Source organism: Nocardiopsis sp. iso_237, assembly GCF_056173345.1.
On the sequence record NZ_CM149669.1, the window covers coordinates 337,322 to 358,083 of the forward strand.

The following is a 20,762-nucleotide window of genomic DNA, read 5'->3' on the forward strand; positions in this document are numbered from 1 at the left end:
ATGGCCACGGTGACCGAACCCGCCGGAGCCACGGCCTCCGGCACGAAGGGCGCGGGAGGCGACGAAGGCCTCCTGCGCAGGAGCTGGTTCCAGGCCCTGCTGGTGGTCGTGGTCCTCGTCGCGGGCTACCAGCTGACCCGCCTGGCGGGCTCCCCGTCCTGGGCGGGCGGCTTCCCGGGCACCATCGGCAGCGGCTTCATGGCCTGGCTCGACGGGGTCTACGCCTGGATCGTCGCCAACCGCAACGACAGCCCGCTGTTCCTCTACTTCTTCAACTACATCTCCGTGGGACTGGGGTCGGCCGTCGTGCTGATCAACCAGTTCCTGAACGGGCTCACCTGGCTCGGCGTGACCGTCATCGGGGTGGTCGCGGCCTGGCGGGTCGCCGGGTGGCGGGTGGCCCTGCTGGTCCTGGCGACCTTCGCGGTGTTCGCGCTGACCGGGCTGTGGAACGAGTCGATGACGACGCTGTCGCTCATCATCACCTCGGTGTTCATCGCCCTGCTGTTCGGCATCCCGCTCGGCATCCTCGCCGGGCGGAGCGAGGCGTTCTACCGGGCCATCCGTCCGGTGCTGGACTTCATGCAGATCATGCCGGCCTTCGCCTACCTGCTGCCGTTCGTGCTGCTCTTCGGTATCGGCAACGCGTCGGCCGCGGTCGTGACGGCCGTCTACGCGCTCCCGCCGGTCGTACGGATCACCGCGCTGGGCATCCGCGAGGTGAACAAGGGCGCGATCGAGGCGGCCGCCTCACTGGGTTCCACCCCGGGGCAGATCCTCACCAAGGTGCAGCTGCCGCTGGCCAAGCGCACCATCCTGCTGGGCGTCAACCAGACCATCATGCTCGCGGTCTCCATGGTCGTGATCGCGTCGGTGATCGGCGCGGGCGGCCTCGGTGACGCCATCTACCAGGCCCTGTCCAAGATCAACGTGGGCCAGGCGTTCCAGGCGGGCCTGGCGATCGTCATGCTGGCGATCGCGATGGACCGCGTCACGGGCGCGGTCGGCCACGGCGCGCGCACCCCGAAGGTCGAGGAACGGTACCGGTTGCCGCTCCTCGGCGGGATGCTCGCCGCCGCGGTCGGCGCCGCCGCCGTGGGACGCCTCTTCGGACTGGGCGGCTGGCCGCGTGAGCTGTCGATCCGGATCGACATCCCGGTCAACGCCGCCGACAAGGCGATCGAGTCCGCGATCGGTCCGGCCGCCGCGGCCCTGGGCTCCTGGACGCAGAGCTGGATCCTGGGCCCGCTCGACAACCTGCTGAGCGGATCGCCGTGGTGGCTGGTGACGCTCGCCGCCGCCGCGTTCGGACTGATCTTCGCGGGCAGGCGGGTCGCGCTGGTCTCCGCCCTGTGCTTCCTCGCGATCGGGCTGCTGGGGGTGTGGGACAACGCAATGGACACGCTCTCCCAGGTGCTGGTGGCCACGGTGGTCACCATCGCGCTGGGCGTGGTCGTCGGCGTGCTGATGTCCCGCAGCGACGTGTTCGCCCTGGTACTCCGGCCGGTACTCGACTTCATGCAGACACTGCCGCCGTTCGTGTACCTGATCCCGGCGGTGGCGCTGCTCGGGCTGGGGCCCGTCCCCGCCCTGGCGGCCGCGGTCATCTTCGCCCTGCCTCCGGTGATCCGGCTGGTGAACGACGGCATCCGAGGGGTGCCGGCGGGCACCGTCGAGGCCGCGACGTCGCAGGGTTCCACCAAGTGGCAGCTGCTCACCAAGGTGGAGCTGCCCATGGCGCGCGGCTCCCTGCTGCTTGCGGTCAACCAGGGCATCATCCTGGTGCTGTCCATGGTGGTCATGGGCGCTCTGGTGGGCGCGGGCGCGCTCGGCAACGACGTGGTGCTCGGCCTGGCCCAGAACGAACTGGGGCTGGGTATCGCCTCGGGTCTGGCGATCGTGTCCCTGGGTCTGTTCCTGGACCGGGTGACGCAGGGAAGGAGGGCACCCCGTGCCTAGGTTTCTGAGGAGGAGCGCCCTGCTCCGGCTGTTCGCCGCGGGTCTGGCCCTGGTGATGGTGAGCTCCTGCGCGGTGCGCACCGACCAGATCGCCCGCGATCCGAACACCGTGCGGATCGCCGTGAACGGCTGGGTGGGCTACGAGGCCAGCGCCGAGGTGCTGGCCAACATCCTGCGCGAGGAGATGGGCTACGAGGTCCAGCTCGTCCGCGTGGACGAGCAGCCCTCCTGGCAGGCCCTCGACCAGGGCGTCATGGACGTGATCGTGGAGAACTGGGGCCACGAGGACCTGTACGAGCTGTACGGCCCCGACGGCAACGGCACCGCCGTGGACGGCGGCCCCAACGGCAACGAGGGCGTGATCGGCTGGTACGTCCCCGCCTACCTGGCGGAGGAGATCCCGGAGATCACCACCCTGGAGGGGCTGAAGGCCAACACCGACCTGTTCCAGACGGCCCAGACGGGCGACAAGGGCGAGTTCCTGGCGGGGGCTCCCGGGTTCGTCAGCCAGGACCAGGGGATGATCAACGCCTTCGACCTGGACCTGGAGATCGTCTACGCCGGGTCGGAGGCCGCACAGATCACCGAGGTGCGGCGCCGGTACGCCAACCAGGAGCCGGTGCTCTTCTACTTCTACGACCCGCAGTGGTTCCAGGAGGAGGTGGACCTGGTCAAGGTCGACTTCCCCGACTACCACGACGGGTGCGACGCCAACCTGGACGACGTCCCCTGCGATTACCCGGTCTACGACCTGAACAAGATCTTCAGGGCCGGTTTCGTGGAGGAGGACGACTACGCGTACCGCTTCATCGACAACTGGAAGTGGACCAACTCCCAGCAGAACGAGGTCGCGCAGATGATCGCGGACGAGGGGGTCTCCCCGCCCGAGGCGGCGGAGACCTGGGTCGACGAGAACCGTGACGTCTGGGAGAAGTGGCTCCCGAAGGGTTACGAGAACCGCGGGTAGCCGAAGGGGCGGGGTCCGCGCGGACCCCGCCCCCTCGCGTTCCGCCCTTGCGCCGCGCCGCCGGAAAAGTGAGAATCGTTCACTTACCCCCCCGACGGCTGGAGCGACATGCACCAGGGACGACTGGTCACGGCGTTCGGAACGGTCCTCCTCCTGGACGTGCTCCGGGTGTTCCTGCCCTCCCTGATCACCCTCTTCGGGCAGGCGGGCGCGACCCGCCCGGAACTCATGGGGGCCTACGCGCTCGCCTGGTTCCTGCTCCCCCTTCCGTTCGTGGCGCTGGCCCGCCGACTGCCCCCGCTCGGGGTCGCCCTGGCCGCCGCCGCGACTCTCGCGGTCGGCCGCGTGGGGCTCCAGTTCACCCAGGGCGGCGACCCCCAGCTGTACCTGGCCTCCGCCCTCGTCGGCCTGGGCGCCGTGTGGCTGGTGTGCACGGCCATGGCCACGGCCGTGGACGGCCGGGTGACCGGCCACGGGGCCATGGTCGGACTCGTGGCGGGACTGGCGGCCTCCGCCGCCGTGCACACCGCGCTGGGCACGGTGGACCTGGTCTGGCGGGAGGGCCCCGCCGCCTGGGTCGCCGTGTTCGCGGCCCCGCTGGGCCTGCTCCTCGCGGCGGCCAGGACCTGGCGGGCGGTCCCGGGCGATCCGGCCCCGATCCGCCCCCGGGGCTGGCTGGCCCTGGGACCGCTGCTCTTCCTGTCCGGGCTGTACACCGCCAACCCCGCCGTGGCCGAGACCATCGGCGGCACCCCCCTCGCGGCCGCCGCGCTCAGCGTGGTGGCGGTGCTGTCCGTGCTGGTCGCCGCCGACCCGCGCCGTCTCATCCCGAACCCGTTCCTGCCGCTCGCGGTGCTGTTCGCGATCCTCACCACGCTGTGGCTGGCGCCGCTGCTGCCCGGGGAGGCGCAGGGAACCCTGCCCGCGTGGTCGCTCGCCGCGCTGCTGCTCGGCCAGCCCGCCCTGGCCGCCTGCGCCGGATGGACGGCCACGGTGAGGACGAGCGCACCCACCCGGACCGGTCTCCTCGCCGCGTCGGGCCTCCTCCTCTTCGTGGTCCTGGTGTTCGCCTTCTACGCCGCCTACGACCTGCACGTTCCCAACGACCACGTGCCCTTCGTGGCGCTGGCCGTGCTCGCCGCCGCGATCCTGCCCGGCGCGACCGCCGCGCGACCCGCACCGTGGGGAGGACGCGTACTCGTGCGGACCACCACCGCGGCCGCCGCGCTCACCCTGGCCGCCACGGTCGTCGCGCCGATCGCACGCACCGACGCGCCCGCCGCCGGATCCGGAGCGGAGGGGTTGCGGGTGGCCGCCTACAACGTGCGGATGGGCTTCGGGATGGACGGGCGCCTCTCCGTGGCGGAGCAGGCGGACGCGCTGCGCGCCCTCGACGCCGACGTCGTCGCCCTGAGCGAGGTCGACCGGGGCTGGCTGCTCAACGGGGGCCGCGACGGACTGTCCCTGCTCGCCGCGCGACTCGGCATGACCGCGTACTGGGGTCCGGCCGACGGCCCGTTCTGGGGGGACGCCGTGCTCACCAGCCTGCCGGTCACCGAGGTGCGCCGACAGGCGCTCCCTGACAGCGGACCCACCGGGGCTCAGGCGCTGGCGGTCACCGTGGAGTGGGCGGACACGGAGGTGAGCGTGATCGCGACACACCTCCAGCCCGAGGGGTACGACCTGGCGAACCCGAGCGCGAGCGACCAGATGAGCGAGCTGATGCTCTTCGCGGAGGAGACGAGGTGGACGACGGGAGCGCCCGTGGTGATCGCCGGGGACCTCAACTTCGAACCGGAGGAACTGCCTCTGGAGGGCTGGTCCGGGGGCGACTACCGGGACGCCTTCGCGGAGGTGCGGCCCTTCCCCACGATGGCGGCGGACACCCGCTCCGGCCAGCAGATCGACCACATCCTCACGAGTGGCGGCCTGGTTCCGAGCGATCCCGCCAACCCCGACGTGCCCCACTCGGACCACCGCCCGGTCGCGGTCACCCTCACCCCCGCCGAGCAGGGCCCCTAGGAGAGGAAGACCTGGAGTTCGGTGGACCGGAAGCCGTAGCGGGCCTTGAACCAGCCGTTGCGCCTGCCCGCGGTCACCGTCGGCCGACCTTCGGAGAACGCCGACCTCAGGGCGTGGGCGACCAGGACGTAGGTCGGGCTGAACCCGTCGCAGGCGCCGTCGTCCACGCCCAGGCACCACAGGTGGTGGCGGGCGTCGTCCACCAGGCACACCAGCGCCGCGACCAGCCGCCCGTCGACGCGCAGCTCGGTGACACGGGCGCAGTCCCCCAAGGCGCCCAGGAACCCCTGGAAGACCCCGGGCAGGTAGTAGTCGGCGTTGTCGTGCTTGCCGCCCGCGGTGGCGCGCGCCAGCCGGACGAACCCGTCCAGGTCCGCGTCGTCCACGCCGAGCTCCCGGGCCCGGACACCGGCCTCCTCGGCCCGACGGAGCTGTCGGCGCATCTCCCTGCGGGGCTTGCCGCCCAGACTCTCCAGGTAGGCGTCGAACCCGTCCAGGCCGGAGACGTCCATGCTCCACATCCGGTCGAGGGGGGTCCCGGACAGACCGGCGGCCCCGAGCAGGCGCGCCTCGGTGCCGTCCTCCCCGATGTTGGCCGCCCCGTGGAGCTCCGCGCCCCACTCCCGGGCGAGGTCGCCCATCGCCGCCAGCGCCAGACGTGCCGCCTCGGGGCTCACAGCCGGGATGGTCGTCTCGTAGCAGTGCCAGACGTGGGAGAGCAGCACCGGGTGGTCCAGCGCCTCGGGCCGGTTGGCCGCCAGGGCCCCCATCGGGTCGACGCCCCGCTGGAGGTAGACCGGCAGCAGGGCGTGCGCCCTCCCGGCCCCGTCGTGGACGACGATGTGGGCGCCGCGCTCGACGGAGTGCAGCGGGAAGGCCTCGAACGCGCGCAGGAAGGCCAGGGAGTAGAACACCGGCGCACCGGTCTCCCGGACCAGCCGCTCGCAGGCACGGGGGTCCAGGGTGCCGGTGTCGGGTTCGACGGCCACGTGTAACGGCATGTGTGGTCTCCTCGGCGGACCTAGGTCCAGTCCAGCAGCACCTTGCCCGCCTCTCCACCGGCCGCGGTGGCGAAGGCGTCGGCGTACTGGTCGTAGCGGAACGTGTGGGTGATGACGAAGGAGGGGTCGAGCCCGTTGGCGACCAGCGCGGCGACACCGCGCCACGTCTCGGGGATGCGCCGACCGCTCACGCCCTGGATGCTGAGCATCCGGGTGGAGATGTCGGCCCAGTCCACGGGGGTCTCGCGGGAGGGCAGCCCGAGTGCCACGATCCGGCCGCCCGGGCTGACGGCGTCGAGCATGGTCCGCAGGGCCTCGGGCGCCCCCGACATCTCCAGGCCGATGTCGAAGCCCAGCGGGGTGTCACCCGCCTCGCGCAGCTCCTCGCTACCCGCCTCGGACGCGGGGGCGGACACCACGTCGATGTTCTCGGCGAGCCGCAGACGATAGGAGCTCACGTCCGTGACGACCACCGACCGGGCACCCATACGGGCACAGATCTGGGCCGCCATCAGCCCGATCGGCCCCGCGCCGGTGATCAGCACGGACAGTCCGCTGACGGGGTGGGTCGTGGCCGCGTGCACGGCGTTGCCCAGCGGGTCGAAGATCGAGGCGACCTCCAACGGCACCCCCCGCCCGTGCACCCACACGTTGGCGGCGGGGACCGCCACGTAGCGCGCGAAGACCCCGTCGGTGTGCACGCCGAGGTTGGTGTTGTCGAGGCACAGGTGGCGGGCCCCGGAGCGGCACTGCGCGCACCGGCCGCAGGTCAGGTGTCCCTCGACACCGACGGTCTGTCCCTCGCTCAGCCCCCGGACCCCGCTCCCGGTCCGGACGATCCGCCCGACGCACTCGTGCCCGGGGATGAGGGGTGTGCGGACCGAGCTCCGGGCCCAGTCGTCCCACTCGACGATGTGCAGGTCGGTCCCGCAGATCCCCGTCAGCAGGACGCGGATGAGTACCTCGTCCGCTCCGGGCCGTGGAACGGGAGCCTCGATCAGCTCCAGGCCGGGCCCCGGGCCGGACTTGTACAGGGCGGGCATCGTCTCGGCGTGCGTCGCGTTCATCTCCGTGCCAGGGGTGCGAGTGGGACGCCGACGCGCTGGTCGTTCATGTCCACGAGCCACTGGTCGACGTCGAGCAGCCACCAGGACTCGATCTCGACGACATAGAACCGGCGGTGCCCGTCCCCGTGGAATTCGGAAAGGGGGCGGCGCCATTCCTGGCGGGTCGCCTCGTCGGGAAAGTTCCTTTGGTAGTAGAACTCCGCGACGTCCCCAAGATCGTCTCCGGTCACCGGTGCGGCCCTTCCGGTGAACTGGGCTCCGTCCAGACCGAACCCGGGGAGTCCGGTCATGAAAATCGATCCGGAGACCGTCGGGTCGGCGTGGATGTTCTGTGAATGGCGCGCCGCGCGAAGCGAGTACCAGAGGAGGCGCAGCGGCTCACGCAGGGGGACGTAGTTGACGGTCGACGCCCAGGCGCCGTCGGGCGACTGCGTCGCGAGCGTCACGAAACGCCCGTTCTCGATCAGGAAATTGCTTCGGTCGGTCAGTTTATCGGAAACCTGCATTGCTCTCTCCGTGGGGTGCCGACGACCATGCCCGTGGCGCAGGAGAGCAAACAGGATTCACCGCGAATATTGAGAATGAGACAGAGAATTCGCCACTCACCCAACAGGAAAGAACAGCGCTCCCACCGACCCCAGGGGTTTCCGATTCCGTCCGGAATGGTGGCCGAATTCACCGGGTCCACCGTAGGGGATTCTGCCCGCGCGTACAGTCGGTGGTGGCAGGACGACGGCACGTCCCGCCTCGGACGGGGCGGGCGGAGGGACGGAGGCGGCCGCGATGGCCCAGTTCGACGCACTCGGCGACACCTACGACGACTTCGCACGGACACCCTTCCGGAGACACCTCGAACTCCCCAGCATCGTCCGCGCTCTGGGGGACGTGACCGGGCTCCGCGCACTCGACCTCGGCTGCGGGACCGGCACGCACAGCCGGACGCTGGCCAGGCTGGGCGCGGAGGGCGTGGTCGGGGCCGACGTCGCGGAGGGCATGCTGGAGCACGCCCGCCGGGCCGAGCGCGAACACCCCCTGGGGGTCCGCTACGCGCACGCGCCCCTCACCGACGGGTTCGCCGGGCGCTTCGACCTCGTCCTGTCCGTCTACGTCGTGCCCTACGCCGAGGACCGGGACGAACTCGACGCCCTGTGCGCCCAGGCGTTCACCGCCCTGAAGCCGGGCGGCCGACTGGTCGCCCTCCCGGCCAACCCGGACCTGAGCACCGTCCCCGGCTACTACCGGCCCTACGGATTCGACCTGGTGGTGCCCGAACCCCTGGCGGACGGGTCCCGGATCACCCTGATCATGGGCGGGGAGGAGATCAGCGCCCGGTACTGGACCAGGCACGCGCTCGACCGGGCGCTCACCGGCGCGGGCTTCACGGCGGTCCGGAGCCTCGGACACCGCGTCTCACCCGAGGGCGAGCACGAGTTCGGAGCCGGTTTCTGGCGCGACTACCTGGACCGGCCGCACGCGCTCATGCTGGAGGCCCGCCGCCCCGCGGAGAGCTGACGGACGGTCTCCTCACGCGGACACCCCGCGAGCCGGGGTGCGCGTCTACGCGGGCCGCTCGTAGTGGAGACGGCGGCTCACCCAGTAGACGTTCACGCACGCCGCGACGAACCCGACCCCCAGGACGATGACCAACCACGCCTGGTTGGTCAGCACGATGGCCGCCACCGTCCCCAGCAGCAGGACCAACGCCCCGAACACCGCCAGGACCAGCCGGAAACCCAGCGCGCTCGCCGGGCGGTCGTGGGTCCCCAGGGCCCCCTTCAACCTGCCGCGTCTGGCACGTTCCATGTCGTTGACACCTCCCTGTGAACAGTCCTACCCCAACGGGAGCGGACGCACGTTCCGGGGTGCCTTCCGGTGGTCCCCGGTGCCGGGAGAATGGGGCGGAACGCTGCGCCCCGTCAACCGAAGGAGAAGGTTGTCCCACCGCGAGGGCCGTGTGCCCGCCCCCCTGGCCGTCGCCCTGCCGTTCGTCCTGCTCCTGACGGGCTGTTCCACCCCCGACGCCGACCCGGACTCCGAGTCCGACACGGAGGCCGAGGCGACCACGCCCTTCATCCCGGTGTTCTGGTTGGAACGCGAGGTGCGGGTGCACACCCTGGTCCGCATGTTCGCCGAAGGCGACTCCAACGAGGTCATCGCGAACACGGGCCCCACCAGGGACGTGTTGTTCGACGCAGGGGTCGTCCGTGAGGAGGGCGACGGGTACGTCGTCGAACTCGACAAGGACACGTGGGACACCTCGCTCAACCTGGGCCGGATCGACGGAGCCCTGGGGAGCGCCATGCGACGGAACGAGGTCACCTGGTGCGGCGACGCCCTGGAGGGCGAGGAATTCGTCGAGGACTACATGGACGAGTTCTGGCAGACCCTCGACACCTTCGACGCCTACGAGGCGAGCGTCATCGACTACGTCGACTGCGGCACCGGGCGGGTCTGACCCACCCCACGGATCCGGGCACACGAAAGGGGGCACCCCGTGTGGGAGTGCCCCCTCGTCGTCTCGGGTGTCTACACGCCGTTCATCAGGGCGGGCAGGGTCTCCTCGTAGGTGGCGCGGAGCTCGTCCAGGCCGATCTCCACCACACCGCCCGGGTGGCTCACCGACATGCTCTCGCCGCCGACGGTGCCGATCTGCGTGACGGGAACGCCGTGCTGGGCGGCCAGGGCCACGAACGACTCCTCCCGGCCCGGCTTCACCGCCACGATCGCGCGCGCGGCGGACTCGCTGAACAGCGACGTGAAGGCGTCGCCGTCCACCTCGACCCGCAGCCCCTTGCGGCCGCGCAGGGCGGCCTCGGCCAGGGCGACGGCCAGACCGCCGTCGGACAGGTCGTGCGCCGCCGCGGCCAGGCCCTGCTCGGCGGAGGAGGCCAGCACCTCACCGAGGGCGGCCTCGGCGGGCAGGTCCACCTCCGGCGGCAGACCGCCCAGGTGGTCGTGGACGACGTCGGCCCAGGCGGACCCGCCGAACTCGGCGCGGGTCTCACCCAGCAGGAACACGCGGGCGCCGTCGGTGTCGAAGCCCGAGCGGAGCCGGGCGTTGACGTCGTCGATCACCCCGAGCACACCGATCACCGGGGTCGGGTTGATCGCCACGTCACCGGTCTGGTTGTAGAAGCTGACGTTGCCGCCGGTCACCGGGGTGCCGAGCTGCTGGCAGGCGTCCGCGAGGCCGCGCGTGGTCTCCGCGAACTGCCACATGACCCCGGAGTCCTCCGGCGAACCGAAGTTGAGGCAGTTGGTGACCGCCAGCGGGCGCGCGCCCGTGGCGGAGACGTTGCGGAAGGCCTCCGCGTAGGCCAGCTGGGTGCCCGCGTACGGGTCCAGGCGGGTGAACCGGCCGTTGCCGTCGGTGGCCAGCGCCACGCCTCGGTCGGAGCCGTCCGCGATCCGGATCATGCCGGAGTCGTGCGGGGTGGACACGACCGTGTCGCCGCGCACGTAGCTGTCGTACTGCTGGGTCACCCAGGTCGGGTCGCACACGCCGGGCGCGCCCAGGACCCGCAGGAGCTGCTCCCGGAGCTCCGCGTCGCCCTCGGGACGCGGCAGCTTCGCGGCGTCGTCGGCCTGGAGGGCGTCCTGGCTCTCCGGGCGGGCGAAGGGGCGCTGGTAGACCGGGCCCTCGTCGGAGGCGGTCCGGGGCGGCATGTCCACCACGGTCTCGCCGTGCCAGGTCATCACCAGGCGGCCGCCGCGCTCGGCCTCCTCGGGGGTCACGTCGGTGACCTCACCGATCTCGGTGGCGAGGATGCCCCACTTGTCGCAGACCGCGAGGAAGTCGTCCATCTTCGCGGGCTCGACGATCGCCATCATGCGCTCCTGCGACTCACTCATGAGGATCTCCTCGGGAGTGAGCCGGTGGTCGCGCAGCGGCACCCGGTCCAGCTGGATGTTCATGCCGCCGGTGCCGCCCGCGGCCAGCTCCGTGGTGGCGCAGGAGACGCCCGCCGCACCGAGGTCCTGGATGCCCACGACCATGTCCTGGGCGTACAGCTCCAGGCTGCACTCGATGAGCAGCTTCTCCATGAACGGGTCACCGACCTGGACGCTGGGCCGCTTGGCGTGCGACTCGTCGTCGAAGGTGGCGCTGGCCAGCACCGAGGCGCCGCCGATCCCGTCGGGTCCGGTGGTGGAGCCGAACAGGACCACCTTGTTGCCCGGGCCGGGCGCCTGGGCCAGCTTGATGTCCTCGTGCTTCATGACGCCCACGCACAGGGCGTTGACCAGCGGGTTGCCGATGTACCCGGCGCCGAAGCCGATCTCGCCGCCGATGTTGGGCAGACCCAGGCAGTTGCCGTAGAAGGAGATGCCCGAGACCACGCCGGGCAGCACGCGCTTGGTGTCGTCGGCGTCGGCCGGGCCGAAGCGCAGCGCGTCCATCACGGCGACCGGGCGGGCGCCCATGGTGAGGATGTCGCGGACGATGCCGCCCACGCCCGTGGCCGCGCCCTGGTGCGGCTCCACGTAGGAGGGGTGGTTGTGCGACTCGATCTTGAACGTGACCGCGTGTCCGTCACCGACGTCCACGACCCCCGCGTTCTCGCCCATGCCCACGAGCAGCGCGTCGTTCTCCGGGGCCTTCTCACCGAACTGCCTGAGGTGCACCTTGGAGGACTTGTAGGAGCAGTGCTCGCTCCACATCACCGAGTAGATGGCCAGTTCGGCGGAGGTGGGACGGCGCCCCAGGATCTCCCGGACCCGCTCGTACTCGTCCTTGGCCATGCCCAGTTCGGCGTACGGCTGGGGTGTGTCCGGGCTGTCGGTCGCCGTGGCGACGGTGTCGAGGCCGGGTGCTTCAGACATGCGGTGCTTCCGTTCGGGTGTCGCGGGGTTGCGCGGAGGGTGGAGGCCGAGCCTTGGCTGTGTCCGCCGCCCGGCACCGGATCAGTCTGCGGGCGTACCCGCGTTGCCGAGCATCAGCAGCGGCGGGGCGTCGGGGTCGGCGCCGGTGGAGTCCGCGACCAGGGTCGTGTCGTCGGTGAGGACGGTGTCCACGAGTTCGACGTCGTCCTCGGACTCGACCCCCTGCGGGAGCTCCTGGCGCCAGCCGTTGGAGAGCAGGTGCTCGTACACCGACCGGACCGCCTCCCGGGGGTCGCCGTCGAGCTCCTCGCCCTCCTCACCCGCGATCACGATGAGGCGGAAGCACTGCCCCTGGGAGCAGTGGGCCTCGGCCTGGTCGACGTAGGTGAACCCGGAGGGCGGGCTGCCCAGCGCACCGACCTCCGGCGGGGGCTCGCCCTGCTCGCCCTGCTGCCCGGGTGTCTGCTGGCCCTGGCCGCCGGCGGGCGGGGCCACGGGGGGCGAGTTGAACGACTGGAAGAGGCCGATGGCCCCGGAGACCACGAGGCCGACCACGACCAGCCCCACGAGTACGTACAGCAGTCTCCGGGAGCGCAGCAGCGCCATCATCGCGAGGATCGTCTCCCTGTCGGGGTGGGTCGGGTCGGTGGGTCAGGCCTGGGCCGGGGCGGCCAGGTGGCCGAGGATCGAGGTGAAGAAGCCCAGCCCCTCGGTGGAGGGCCCGGTCAGCGCCTCGACCGCGTGCTCGGGGTGCGGCATCAGCCCGACCACGTTGCCGTGTTCGTTGGTGACGCCCGCGATGTCGCGCCGCGAACCGTTGGGGTTGCCCCCGACGTAGCGGGCGACGACCCGGCCCTCGGACTCCAGCTGGTCCAGGGTCTCCTCGTCGGCGACGTAGCTTCCCTCGCCGCTCTTGAGGACGACCAGGACCTCCTGGCCCTCGTCATAGCCGTTGGTCCACGCGGTCCGGGTGTTCTCCATCCGCAGGACCTGGTCGCGGTTGACGAACCGCAGCGAGGAGTTGCGGGTGAGGGCACCGGGGAGCAGGTGGCTTTCGCACAGGATCTGGAAGCCGTTGCAGATGCCCAGGACCGGAAGGGCGCCCGAACGCGCCGCCGGGACCAGCTCGGACATCAGCGGGGCGAACCGGGCGATGGCGCCGCAGCGGAGGTAGTCCCCGTAGGAGAAGCCGCCGGGCAGGACCACCGCGTCGACCCCCTTGAGGTCGTTGTCCGCGTGCCAGAGCGCGACGGGTTCGGCACCCGCCAGGGACACCGCGCGAGCGGCGTCCTTGTCGTCAAGGGAGCCTGGGAAGGTGACGACGCCCACACGGGCTGTCATGAGCACACTCCGGGTTGTTTGTTCGACGGGGAGGAGTCGGCGGCTGGCCCGTCGCCGGGACGGCGGAGGGAGACAGCCTGGCGACGCGAGCGCGGAGGATTCCACGGAACACGCCCCACATCCGCAGCGTACCCGCTCACCTGTGCTCGGGTACGACCCTCACCCCCTTCGAGGGGGTCCGTCCTGTGTGATCCTCCCAAGGAAGGCCCGTCTGGAGGGGGTGCGGGTGTACGACCCGACAGTTCGCGAGGCGTACGTCACTGACCGGGGACGACCGGGGCCACACAGGCCGCACCCCCGCGCGGACGGTGCGCGGGGACGGGCGGACGCCCGGGTCCGGGGGCGGTCTACAGGAGCGCGAACCGCGTCGACGGCTGGCCCCGTTCCGAGGCCCCCCGATGGGCGGGGTCGCAGGTGGTGACGCGTTTGCGCAGGATGACGGTGGTGTGTGGTTCGGGACGCAGGGCGACCTCGTCCATGAGGTACCGCATCAGAGAGATGCCCCTGCCCGATTCTGACGTCAGACCCGGGAGGGGCGTGTGATCCGAGGCGAATCTCCGGACGAGTGACCCCGTCTCGGGGGCCCTCCCGGTCTGGGAGATCTGGAGTTCGCACCAGTTCGCGGCGAGCTCGACGCCCACCTCGTAGTCGGGGGATGTCTCCCCGTGTTCGACGGCGTTGGAACAGGCCTCGGAGGCGGCCAGGAGTATGTCGTCGACACACCCGGCGCACAGGCCCGAACGGCGAAGCAGCGCGCCGAGGACGTCGCGTACGACGGCGACCGTGTACGCCTGCCTGGGGAGGGAGATCGAGAAAACGGTGTCCATCCGTGTACCTCTCGTGCTCCGTGTCGGTTACCAGCTCGGCACGTTAGGAACCCTTCCCGAGGCCGCCACGGGTAAAACGAACAGCCGCGCCCTCGAAGGGACGCGGCTGAACATCCGGGACACTTCCGACACTCGGGGGAGCTGGGGGCGCGGTTGGCGACGACCGATTCGCGGCCGGGTGTCGCTCCCACCCCGTGGCCTCCGGTGCCCGTGGGAAAACCGGATCAGGCGGGGCGGACCTCGAAGTCCTCGATCACGGTGTTGGCGAGCAGGGTCTCGGCCAGGCGGCGCACGTCGGCGAGCTTCGCCTCGTCCACCTCGCCCTCGACCTCGACCTCGAAACGCTTGCCCTGGCGGACCTGTTCGATCCCCTCGAATCCGAGGCGGGGGCAGGCGCCGGCGATGGCCTGGCCCTGCGGGTCCAGGATCTCGGGCTTGAGCATGACGTCAACCACGACGCGGGCCACAGGTCCTCCACAGGAAAAATGGGTATGCCACTGGTCCGCCGTTCTGTAGGGCGCCTCGTCCGGACGCGCCTGGCGGGCGTCGCCAGCGTATGACACCCGGGGGCGCGCACGGGTCCTGGCCAGGAGCCACGCGGGGCCTTTGCCGCGTCCTTGCCGGGACAGGTGATGGTTTCGACTCGTTCGTGACCCGTATCACCTCAATTGATGTCATCATTGGGAGCGTGTGGCGGCGTCTTACAGGGTGGAAGTGATCATTCGGTCGTCCCGAGGGGGAATCTTGACGACTCTCGAAAAGGATCAGATCTCCACGACCGGTGGGGCCCGTGACGAGGCGCAGACACTGGACTTCGCCACCGCGGTGACACCGTTCGCCGACCAGCTGTACCCGACGGCCCTGCGCATGACGCGCAATCCGGCCGACGCCGAGGACCTGGTCCAGGAGACGTTCGCCAAGGCCTTCGCCAATTTCCACCAGTTCCGTGCCGGAACCAACCTGAGGGCCTGGCTTTACCGGATCCTGACCAACACCTTTATCAACAGCTATCGCAAGAAGCAGCGGGAACCGCGCCAGGAGACCACTGACGAGATCAAGGACTGGCAGCTGGCCGCCGCCGAGACGCACACCTCGTCGGGGATGCGCTCGGCCGAGACCGAGGTCCTGGACCACCTGCCCGACTCCGACATCAAGCAGGCCCTGGCCCGGCTCCCCGAGGAGTTCCAGGAGGTCATCTACCTCGTGGACATCGAGGGGTACGCCTACAAGGAGGTCGCCGCGCGCATGGGCACACCCCTGGGCACGGTGATGTCCCGCCTGCACCGGGCACGGCGCCAGCTCCGCGAGATGCTCGCCGACTACGGTCGCGAGCGCGGAATGCGGGTCCCCGCCCAGGAGGCGCGGACCGCGTCGGAGTGACCGGCCGCGCCCGTGGCCGGAACGGGGTCCCGAAAGCGCCCGGAGGCCGTGCCGCCGGGGGCGTTCGGAGGGCCCGCCAATGGCGCCCGAGCACGCGCCGCCAAGTGCTCCCGGTGAAATCGGAAGGGCCCCGGGCGAAGCGCGGGAACGGGTGGGACCGTCCGCCTTCGGCCACTCACCGGACTTCTGGCGGAAAACGCACCGGCAGCGACCCGGAGTCGGCACCGGTGCATTCTCCGTGTTCGGAACCAGGTGCGGTTCAGGGGCCCCAGGGGCCGTTATCCGCCGCCCGGCCGGATTCCCCGACCCCCGCCGTTCCTGACGCATCCGGCGCCCGGCCATCCGCGCCCCGGGGGTGCTCCGCCGGGGTCAGCTCCGGCCCCGTCCGCCTGGTGCGGAACCAGACCACGGCCGTGATCGCCACCAGCAGCACGCACGGAACCAGCATCGCCGCCGACCCGGCTCCCGTGGAGCGGTCGAACCCCTCGGCGAAGTCGCTGCGCAGGACGGTGGAGAGCAGGAAGGCGACCGTGTTGTTCACCGCGTGGATGACCACCGCGATCTCCAGGCCGCCCGTGCGCCACGTGATCAGGCTCAGGGCCACGCCCATCGTGAAGTAGTACAGGTTGAGCCACGGGTCGAGCGCGAGGTGCGCCGACGTGAACAGCAGGCTCGACACCACGACGCCCAGTGCCAGCGCCGTGCGCGGCCCCCGGCCCCAGCTCGCGGCCACCCGGAAGGCCAGACCGCGGAACCCGTACTCCTCACCGGCCGACTGGAGCGGCGCCAGCAGCAGGGTGAGGGCGAAGATCGCGACGATGTCCCGGAACGCCCAGTCCGCCTCGGGGACGGACGGACCCACCACGGTGAAGACGGCCATGTAGAGCGTCCAGAGCGGCAGGATCACCAGGAGTGCCCGGCCGAAGACCTCCATGCGGAAGAGCGACAGCACGGAGTGCAGCGAGGCGCCGCGCACGCCGTAGAGCCACCGCTGGATCAGCATGCTCCACGGGATGAGCAGGGCGAGGCCGAGCAGGGTCGCGCCGTGGAGCACCGGCGTGTACTCGTCGCCGCCGGTCATCAGGCTGTCCCGACCGAGCAGCAGGTCGACGACCATGCCCAGGATCGCGAACCCGAACGAGAAGACCAGCATCCCGCCCATGAGGAGCGCGAGCGCGGCGATCCCCCGCCAGATCTGACGCTTCTCGGTGGCCAGAACCCGGTGGTACTCCCGCCCCGGGGGAACCGGACGAGGGCCGCGACGCCGCCGCGGCGCCGGTCCCGGAGGGTTTCCGGGAGGCACGGCGGGCCCCTGGGGCGCGGCGGGGTGGTGTGCCGGGGCGGGGTGCGGCGGTGCGTGGTCGTCTTCGGGGTGCATGGTTCGAACCTAGGTCCGGCCGCCCCTCACGCGGCAGTCTCCGGAATCACGCGATTTCGCTGCGAATCACACGGCCGCCCGTATGACAGGTGTCATCTTTCGCGGCCGGGGTCGGGCCCCGGGCCAGCGGCGTTCGGCCGGTTGCGGACAAGTTGCCACAAAGTAGTTGGAAGACCTTGTAAAAGCTAGGAAGCCCTGGTAGTTGCGCTGTCGCCAAGGTTCGGGATCATGGGTCGGGCAGGGGAAAAGGTGTCGCTGGGGGCTTGCGCTCTCCATGGTGAGTTCTGTCACGATATGGGGAGGGCTGTCCGCACCCGCCCAACACCCCGGGTGGACGGACCGTGATCCGGCCGATCAGCGTTCACCCACGCGAAGTCGGCCCCGAGAACCCGAGGAGCGACGTGTCGCACATCGCCGCGCACGAGGAACCGGAGCTCATTCAGCTCCTGACACCGGAAGGGGAGCTGACCGAGCACCCCGACTACCCCCTGGACATCAGCGCGGAGGAGATCCGCGCGCTCTACCGAGACCTCGTCCTGGTCCGACGGGTCGACAGTGAGGCGGTCTCCCTCCAGCGCCAGGGCGAACTGGGCCTGTGGGCCTCGCTCCTGGGCCAGGAAGCCGCGCAGATCGGCTCCGGACGCGCACTCCGCGACCGCGACATGGCCTTCCCCTCCTACCGCGAGCACGGCGTCGCCTGGTGCCGCGGGATCGAGCCCAAGGAACTCCTCGGCATGTTCCGCGGGGTCACCAACGGTGGCTGGGACCCGCACGAGCACGGCTTCCACCTCTACACGATCGTCATCGGCAGCCAGGCGCTGCACGCCACCGGCTACGCCATGGGCGTCCAGCGCGACGGCGCCGTCGGTGAGGACGGCACCGCCGTCATCTCCTACTTCGGTGACGGAGCCACCAGCCAGGGCGACACCAACGAGGCGTTCAACTTCGCCTCGGTGAACAACGCCCCCGTGGTCTTCTTCTGCCAGAACAACCAGTGGGCCATCTCCGAGCCGCTGGAGCGCCAGTCCCGCGTGCCGATCTACCGGCGCGCGGCGGGCTTCGGCTTCCCGGGCGTCCGCGTGGACGGCAACGACGTCCTCGCCTGCCTCGCGGTCACCCGCGCCGCCCTGGACAACGCGCGGACCGGGAACGGCCCCACGCTGGTCGAGGCGTTCACCTACCGGATGGGCGCCCACACCACCAACGACGACCCCACCCGCTACCGGGACAAGGCCGAGCTCGACGAGTGGAAGGCCAAGGACCCGATCCTGCGCGTGCGCCGCTACCTGGAGCTCAACGACCTCGCGGACGAGGCGTTCTTCACCGCCGTGGACGAGGAGTCCGACCGGGTCGGCGAGCAGGTGCGGACCCAGTGCCGCTCCATGCCCGACCCCGAGCCGCTGGACATCTTCCACGAGGTCTACGCCGAGCCCAACGTCCACATCGACCAGCAGCGGTCCGAGTTCGCCGACTACCTGTCCTCCTTCGAGGGCGCAGGCGCGGAAGGGGGCCGTTAGGCCATGGGTACCAACCTCACGATCGGCAAGGCCATCAACGCGGGCCTGCGCGCCGCCATGGAGCACGACCCCAAGGTCCTCATGATGGGCGAGGACGTCGGCAGGCTCGGCGGTGTCTTCCGGGTCACCGACGGCCTGCACAAGGACTTCGGCGCCGACCGGGTCATCGACACCCCGCTGGCCGAGTCCGGAATCGTCGGCACCGCCATCGGCATGGCCATGCGCGGCTACCGGCCCGTGGTGGAGATCCAGTTCGACGGCTTCTTCTTCCCCGCCGCCAACCAGACCTTCACCCAGCTCGCCAAGATGCGCCGACGCTCGGCGGGCACGCTCAGCGTCCCCGTCGTCATGCGCATCCCCTACGGCGGCGGCATCGGCGCGGTGGAGCACCACAGCGAGTCCCCCGAGGCCTACTTCCAGCACACCGCCGGTCTGCGCGTGGTCAGCGTGGCCAACCCTGAGGACGCCTACTGGATGATCCAGCAGGCCATCCGCTCCGACGACCCGGTCATCTTCCTGGAGCCCAAGCGGCGCTACTACGAGAAGGCCGAGGTCGACACGGAGGCGTCCCTCTCCGAGGCCACCCCGCTGGGGTCGGCACGCGTCGCCCGACGCGGCACCGACTGCACGCTGCTGGCCTACGGCCCGATGGTCAAGACGGCCCTCCAGGCCGCCGAGGCCGACACCGACCACTCCATCGAGGTCATCGACGTGCGCTCGCTGGCGCCGGTCGACTACCCGACCATCACCGAGTCGGTGAAGCGCACCGGCCGCCTGGTCGTGGCGCACGAGGCCACCCTCACCGGCGGCCCCGGCGCGGAGATCGCCGCCCGGGTCACGGAGGAGTGCTTCTACCACCTGGAGTCGCCGGTCATCCGCGTGGCCGCGTTCGACACGCCCTACCCTCAGTCCAGGCTGGAGGAGCACTACCTGCCGGACCTGGACCGCGTCCTGGACGGCGTTGACCGGGCGTTCGCGTACTAGATCGGGGATACCGCAAGACATGGCGATTCAGAAGAGCACGCCCGCGGTCGACGGCGTGCACGCGTTCAAACTGCCCGACGTCGGTGAGGGCCTGGTCGAGGCCGAGCTCCTCACCTGGTACGTCAAGCCGGGCGACACCGTGGCCGACGGCCAGATGATCTGTGAGATCGAGACCGCCAAGGCGGTCGTGGAGCTCCCCTGCCCGTTCTCCGGGACGGTCCGGGAGCTGCTGGCGGCCGAGGGCGAGACGGTGGAGGTCGGCTCGGTGATCATCACCGTGGACGACGGCACCGGCGGTTCCGGTGCCGCCGCCCCGGACACCTCCGAGGCGCCGGAGCCCGGGAAGGCCGAGGAGCCCGAGGAGGTCCGGGAGAAGCCGCTCGTGGGCTACGGCGAGAAGGCCGCCGCCACACAGCGCCGCGCCCGCCGCCGTCCCACCCCGTCCGGCCCGGTGTCCCCGCCCGTGCCCAGGCCCGCCGAGCCCGCCCCGGCGGTCGCGGTCGCGCCCGCGCCCGGACGTCCGCTGGCCAAGCCCCCGGTCCGCAAGCTGGCCAAGGACCTCGGGGTGGACCTCAGCACGGTCGCGCCCAGCGGCAGGGACGGGATCGTGACCCGCGAGGACGTGCACGCCGCCGTCGGTGGCGGTGAGGCGGCAGCGCCCGCTCCGGTCGCCGACGAGACGGCCGCGGAGACCTCGGCCGCGCCCACGGTGGACCGCACCGCCCGTGAGCGGCGCGTCCCGATCAAGGGCGTGCGCAAGCACACCGCCGCCGCCATGGTGAACAGCGCGTTCACCGCGCCGCACGTCACCGAGTTCCTCCAGGTGGACGTCACCAGGACGATGAAGGCGGTGTCCCGGCTGCGCGAGCGCCGCGACTTCGCCGACGTCCGGGTGTCCCCGCTCCTGCTGGTGGCCAAGGCCCTGCTCATGGCGGTACGCCGCCACCCGGAGGTCAACTCCTCCTGGGACGAGGAGGCCCAGGAGATCGTGGTCAAGAACTACGTGAACCTGGGGATCGCCGCGGCCACCGAACGCGGTCTGGTGGTGCCCAACATCAAGGACGCCGACTCCCAGTCCCTTCCGGAGCTGGCGGCGTCCCTGAAGGCCCTCACCGACACGGCGCGGTCGGGCAAGACGACCCCGGCCGACATGTCCGGTGGGACCATCACCATCACCAACGTCGGTGTGTTCGGTGTGGACGCCGGTACGCCGATCATCAACCCGGGTGAGGCCGCCATCCTCGCCTTCGGGCAGATCCGCGACATGCCGTGGGTCCACAAGGGCGAATTGAAGATCCGGAAGGTGACGACCCTGTCGCTCTCCTTCGACCACCGTCTGGTCGACGGTGAACTGGGCTCCAAGGTGCTGCGCGACGTCGGCACCGCGCTGGAGGACCCGGAGCTGACCGCCCTGGCCTGGGGGTAGCCGAAGACGAGGGGCCGGTGCGGTAGGGGGAGACCCCGGCCGCACCGGCCCCGACGTGTTGGTCGGGCCCGC

At 71.0% G+C, this 20,762-nt stretch carries 19 protein-coding genes; 9 read left to right on the top strand and 10 right to left on the bottom strand.

Annotation, left to right across the window (positions count from 1 at the left end; translation table 11 throughout):
- From AC0VYM_RS01775 to AC0VYM_RS01785, 3 genes are all read left to right on the top strand, one after another.
- Entirely contained in the window at positions 1 to 1,959 is a 1,959-nt protein-coding gene (locus tag AC0VYM_RS01775; protein ID WP_475458201.1) for an ABC transporter permease, read from the top strand.
- A complete protein-coding gene (locus AC0VYM_RS01780; protein ID WP_475458203.1) occupies positions 1,952 to 2,926 on the top strand; it encodes a glycine betaine ABC transporter substrate-binding protein in 975 nt (324 codons plus the stop codon). Before AC0VYM_RS01775 ends, AC0VYM_RS01780 begins: the two co-directional genes overlap by 8 nt.
- A 108-nt stretch (positions 2,927 to 3,034) precedes the next feature.
- Positions 3,035 to 4,948, top strand: a complete 1,914-nt coding sequence (locus AC0VYM_RS01785; protein ID WP_475458205.1) for an endonuclease/exonuclease/phosphatase family protein — start codon at positions 3,035 to 3,037, stop codon at positions 4,946 to 4,948.
- Here AC0VYM_RS01785 and AC0VYM_RS01790 read toward each other — a convergent pair.
- Genes AC0VYM_RS01790 through AC0VYM_RS01800 form a run of 3 tightly spaced genes read right to left on the bottom strand, consistent with a single transcriptional unit; the run spans position 4,945 to position 7,522 of the window.
- A complete protein-coding gene (locus AC0VYM_RS01790; RefSeq protein ID WP_475458207.1) occupies positions 4,945 to 5,949 on the bottom strand; it encodes a GNAT family N-acetyltransferase in 1,005 nt (334 codons plus the stop codon). The genes AC0VYM_RS01785 and AC0VYM_RS01790 overlap by 4 nt on opposite strands.
- A gap of 20 nt (positions 5,950 to 5,969) precedes the next feature.
- Positions 5,970 to 7,016: an L-threonine 3-dehydrogenase gene (gene tdh / locus AC0VYM_RS01795; protein ID WP_475458208.1), complete on the bottom strand. Its 1,047-nt coding sequence runs from the start codon at positions 7,014 to 7,016 to the stop codon at positions 5,970 to 5,972.
- Positions 7,013 to 7,522 (bottom strand): pyridoxamine 5'-phosphate oxidase family protein, encoded by a 510-nt coding sequence (locus AC0VYM_RS01800; protein ID WP_475458210.1) that lies wholly within the window; start codon positions 7,520 to 7,522, stop codon positions 7,013 to 7,015. Before AC0VYM_RS01800 ends, tdh begins: the two co-directional genes overlap by 4 nt.
- A 277-nt stretch (positions 7,523 to 7,799) precedes the next feature.
- Here AC0VYM_RS01800 and AC0VYM_RS01805 point away from each other — a divergent pair, with 277 nt between their 5' ends.
- Positions 7,800 to 8,528: a class I SAM-dependent methyltransferase gene (locus tag AC0VYM_RS01805; protein ID WP_475458212.1), complete on the top strand. Its 729-nt coding sequence runs from the start codon at positions 7,800 to 7,802 to the stop codon at positions 8,526 to 8,528.
- A gap of 45 nt (positions 8,529 to 8,573) precedes the next feature.
- Here AC0VYM_RS01805 and AC0VYM_RS01810 read toward each other — a convergent pair whose 3' ends face one another.
- The gene (locus tag AC0VYM_RS01810) at positions 8,574 to 8,819 is read right to left on the bottom strand and encodes a hypothetical protein (protein WP_475458214.1); all 246 of its coding nucleotides are present in this window, start codon (positions 8,817 to 8,819) and stop codon (positions 8,574 to 8,576) included.
- Between the two features lie 130 nt (positions 8,820 to 8,949).
- Between AC0VYM_RS01810 and AC0VYM_RS01815 the strand changes: the two genes are divergently transcribed.
- A complete protein-coding gene (locus AC0VYM_RS01815) occupies positions 8,950 to 9,471 on the top strand; it encodes a hypothetical protein (protein ID WP_475458216.1) in 522 nt (173 codons plus the stop codon).
- 71 nt (positions 9,472 to 9,542) lie between these two features.
- Here AC0VYM_RS01815 and purL read toward each other — a convergent pair whose 3' ends face one another.
- From purL to purS, 5 genes are all read right to left on the bottom strand, one after another.
- Positions 9,543 to 11,837 (bottom strand): phosphoribosylformylglycinamidine synthase subunit PurL, encoded by a 2,295-nt coding sequence (purL, locus tag AC0VYM_RS01820; protein ID WP_475458218.1) that lies wholly within the window; start codon positions 11,835 to 11,837, stop codon positions 9,543 to 9,545.
- An 81-nt stretch (positions 11,838 to 11,918) separates the two neighbouring features.
- Entirely contained in the window at positions 11,919 to 12,446 is a 528-nt protein-coding gene (locus AC0VYM_RS01825) for a hypothetical protein (protein WP_475458220.1), read from the bottom strand.
- A gap of 42 nt (positions 12,447 to 12,488) precedes the next feature.
- Positions 12,489 to 13,178, bottom strand: a complete 690-nt coding sequence (gene purQ, locus AC0VYM_RS01830; protein WP_475458222.1) for a phosphoribosylformylglycinamidine synthase subunit PurQ — start codon at positions 13,176 to 13,178, stop codon at positions 12,489 to 12,491.
- Positions 13,179 to 13,525: 347 nt separating this feature from the next.
- The gene (locus tag AC0VYM_RS01835; RefSeq protein ID WP_475458225.1) at positions 13,526 to 14,005 is read right to left on the bottom strand and encodes an ATP-binding protein; all 480 of its coding nucleotides are present in this window, start codon (positions 14,003 to 14,005) and stop codon (positions 13,526 to 13,528) included.
- A 224-nt stretch (positions 14,006 to 14,229) separates the two neighbouring features.
- Positions 14,230 to 14,472: a phosphoribosylformylglycinamidine synthase subunit PurS gene (gene purS / locus AC0VYM_RS01840; RefSeq protein WP_017546939.1), complete on the bottom strand. Its 243-nt coding sequence runs from the start codon at positions 14,470 to 14,472 to the stop codon at positions 14,230 to 14,232.
- Positions 14,473 to 14,749: 277 nt separating this feature from the next.
- Between purS and AC0VYM_RS01845 the strand changes: the two genes are divergently transcribed.
- The gene (locus tag AC0VYM_RS01845) at positions 14,750 to 15,385 is read left to right on the top strand and encodes a sigma-70 family RNA polymerase sigma factor (protein WP_378747235.1); all 636 of its coding nucleotides are present in this window, start codon (positions 14,750 to 14,752) and stop codon (positions 15,383 to 15,385) included.
- Positions 15,386 to 15,644: 259 nt separating this feature from the next.
- Here the strand turns inward: AC0VYM_RS01845 and AC0VYM_RS01850 are convergent, their stop codons facing one another.
- A complete protein-coding gene (locus AC0VYM_RS01850) occupies positions 15,645 to 16,763 on the bottom strand; it encodes a lysostaphin resistance A-like protein (RefSeq protein WP_475458227.1) in 1,119 nt (372 codons plus the stop codon).
- A 401-nt stretch (positions 16,764 to 17,164) separates the two neighbouring features.
- Here AC0VYM_RS01850 and pdhA point away from each other — a divergent pair, with 401 nt between their 5' ends.
- From pdhA to AC0VYM_RS01865, 3 genes are read left to right on the top strand one after another with little or no spacing between them, the layout of a single operon-like run.
- The gene (gene pdhA, locus AC0VYM_RS01855) at positions 17,165 to 18,280 is read left to right on the top strand and encodes a pyruvate dehydrogenase (acetyl-transferring) E1 component subunit alpha (protein ID WP_475458229.1); all 1,116 of its coding nucleotides are present in this window, start codon (positions 17,165 to 17,167) and stop codon (positions 18,278 to 18,280) included.
- A gap of 3 nt (positions 18,281 to 18,283) precedes the next feature.
- A complete protein-coding gene (locus AC0VYM_RS01860) occupies positions 18,284 to 19,264 on the top strand; it encodes an alpha-ketoacid dehydrogenase subunit beta (protein WP_475458231.1) in 981 nt (326 codons plus the stop codon).
- A 19-nt stretch (positions 19,265 to 19,283) separates the two neighbouring features.
- Positions 19,284 to 20,690, top strand: coding sequence for a dihydrolipoamide acetyltransferase family protein (locus AC0VYM_RS01865; RefSeq protein ID WP_475458233.1), 1,407 nt, complete (start codon positions 19,284 to 19,286; stop codon positions 20,688 to 20,690).
- The last annotated feature ends 72 nt before the right edge of the window (positions 20,691 to 20,762 follow it).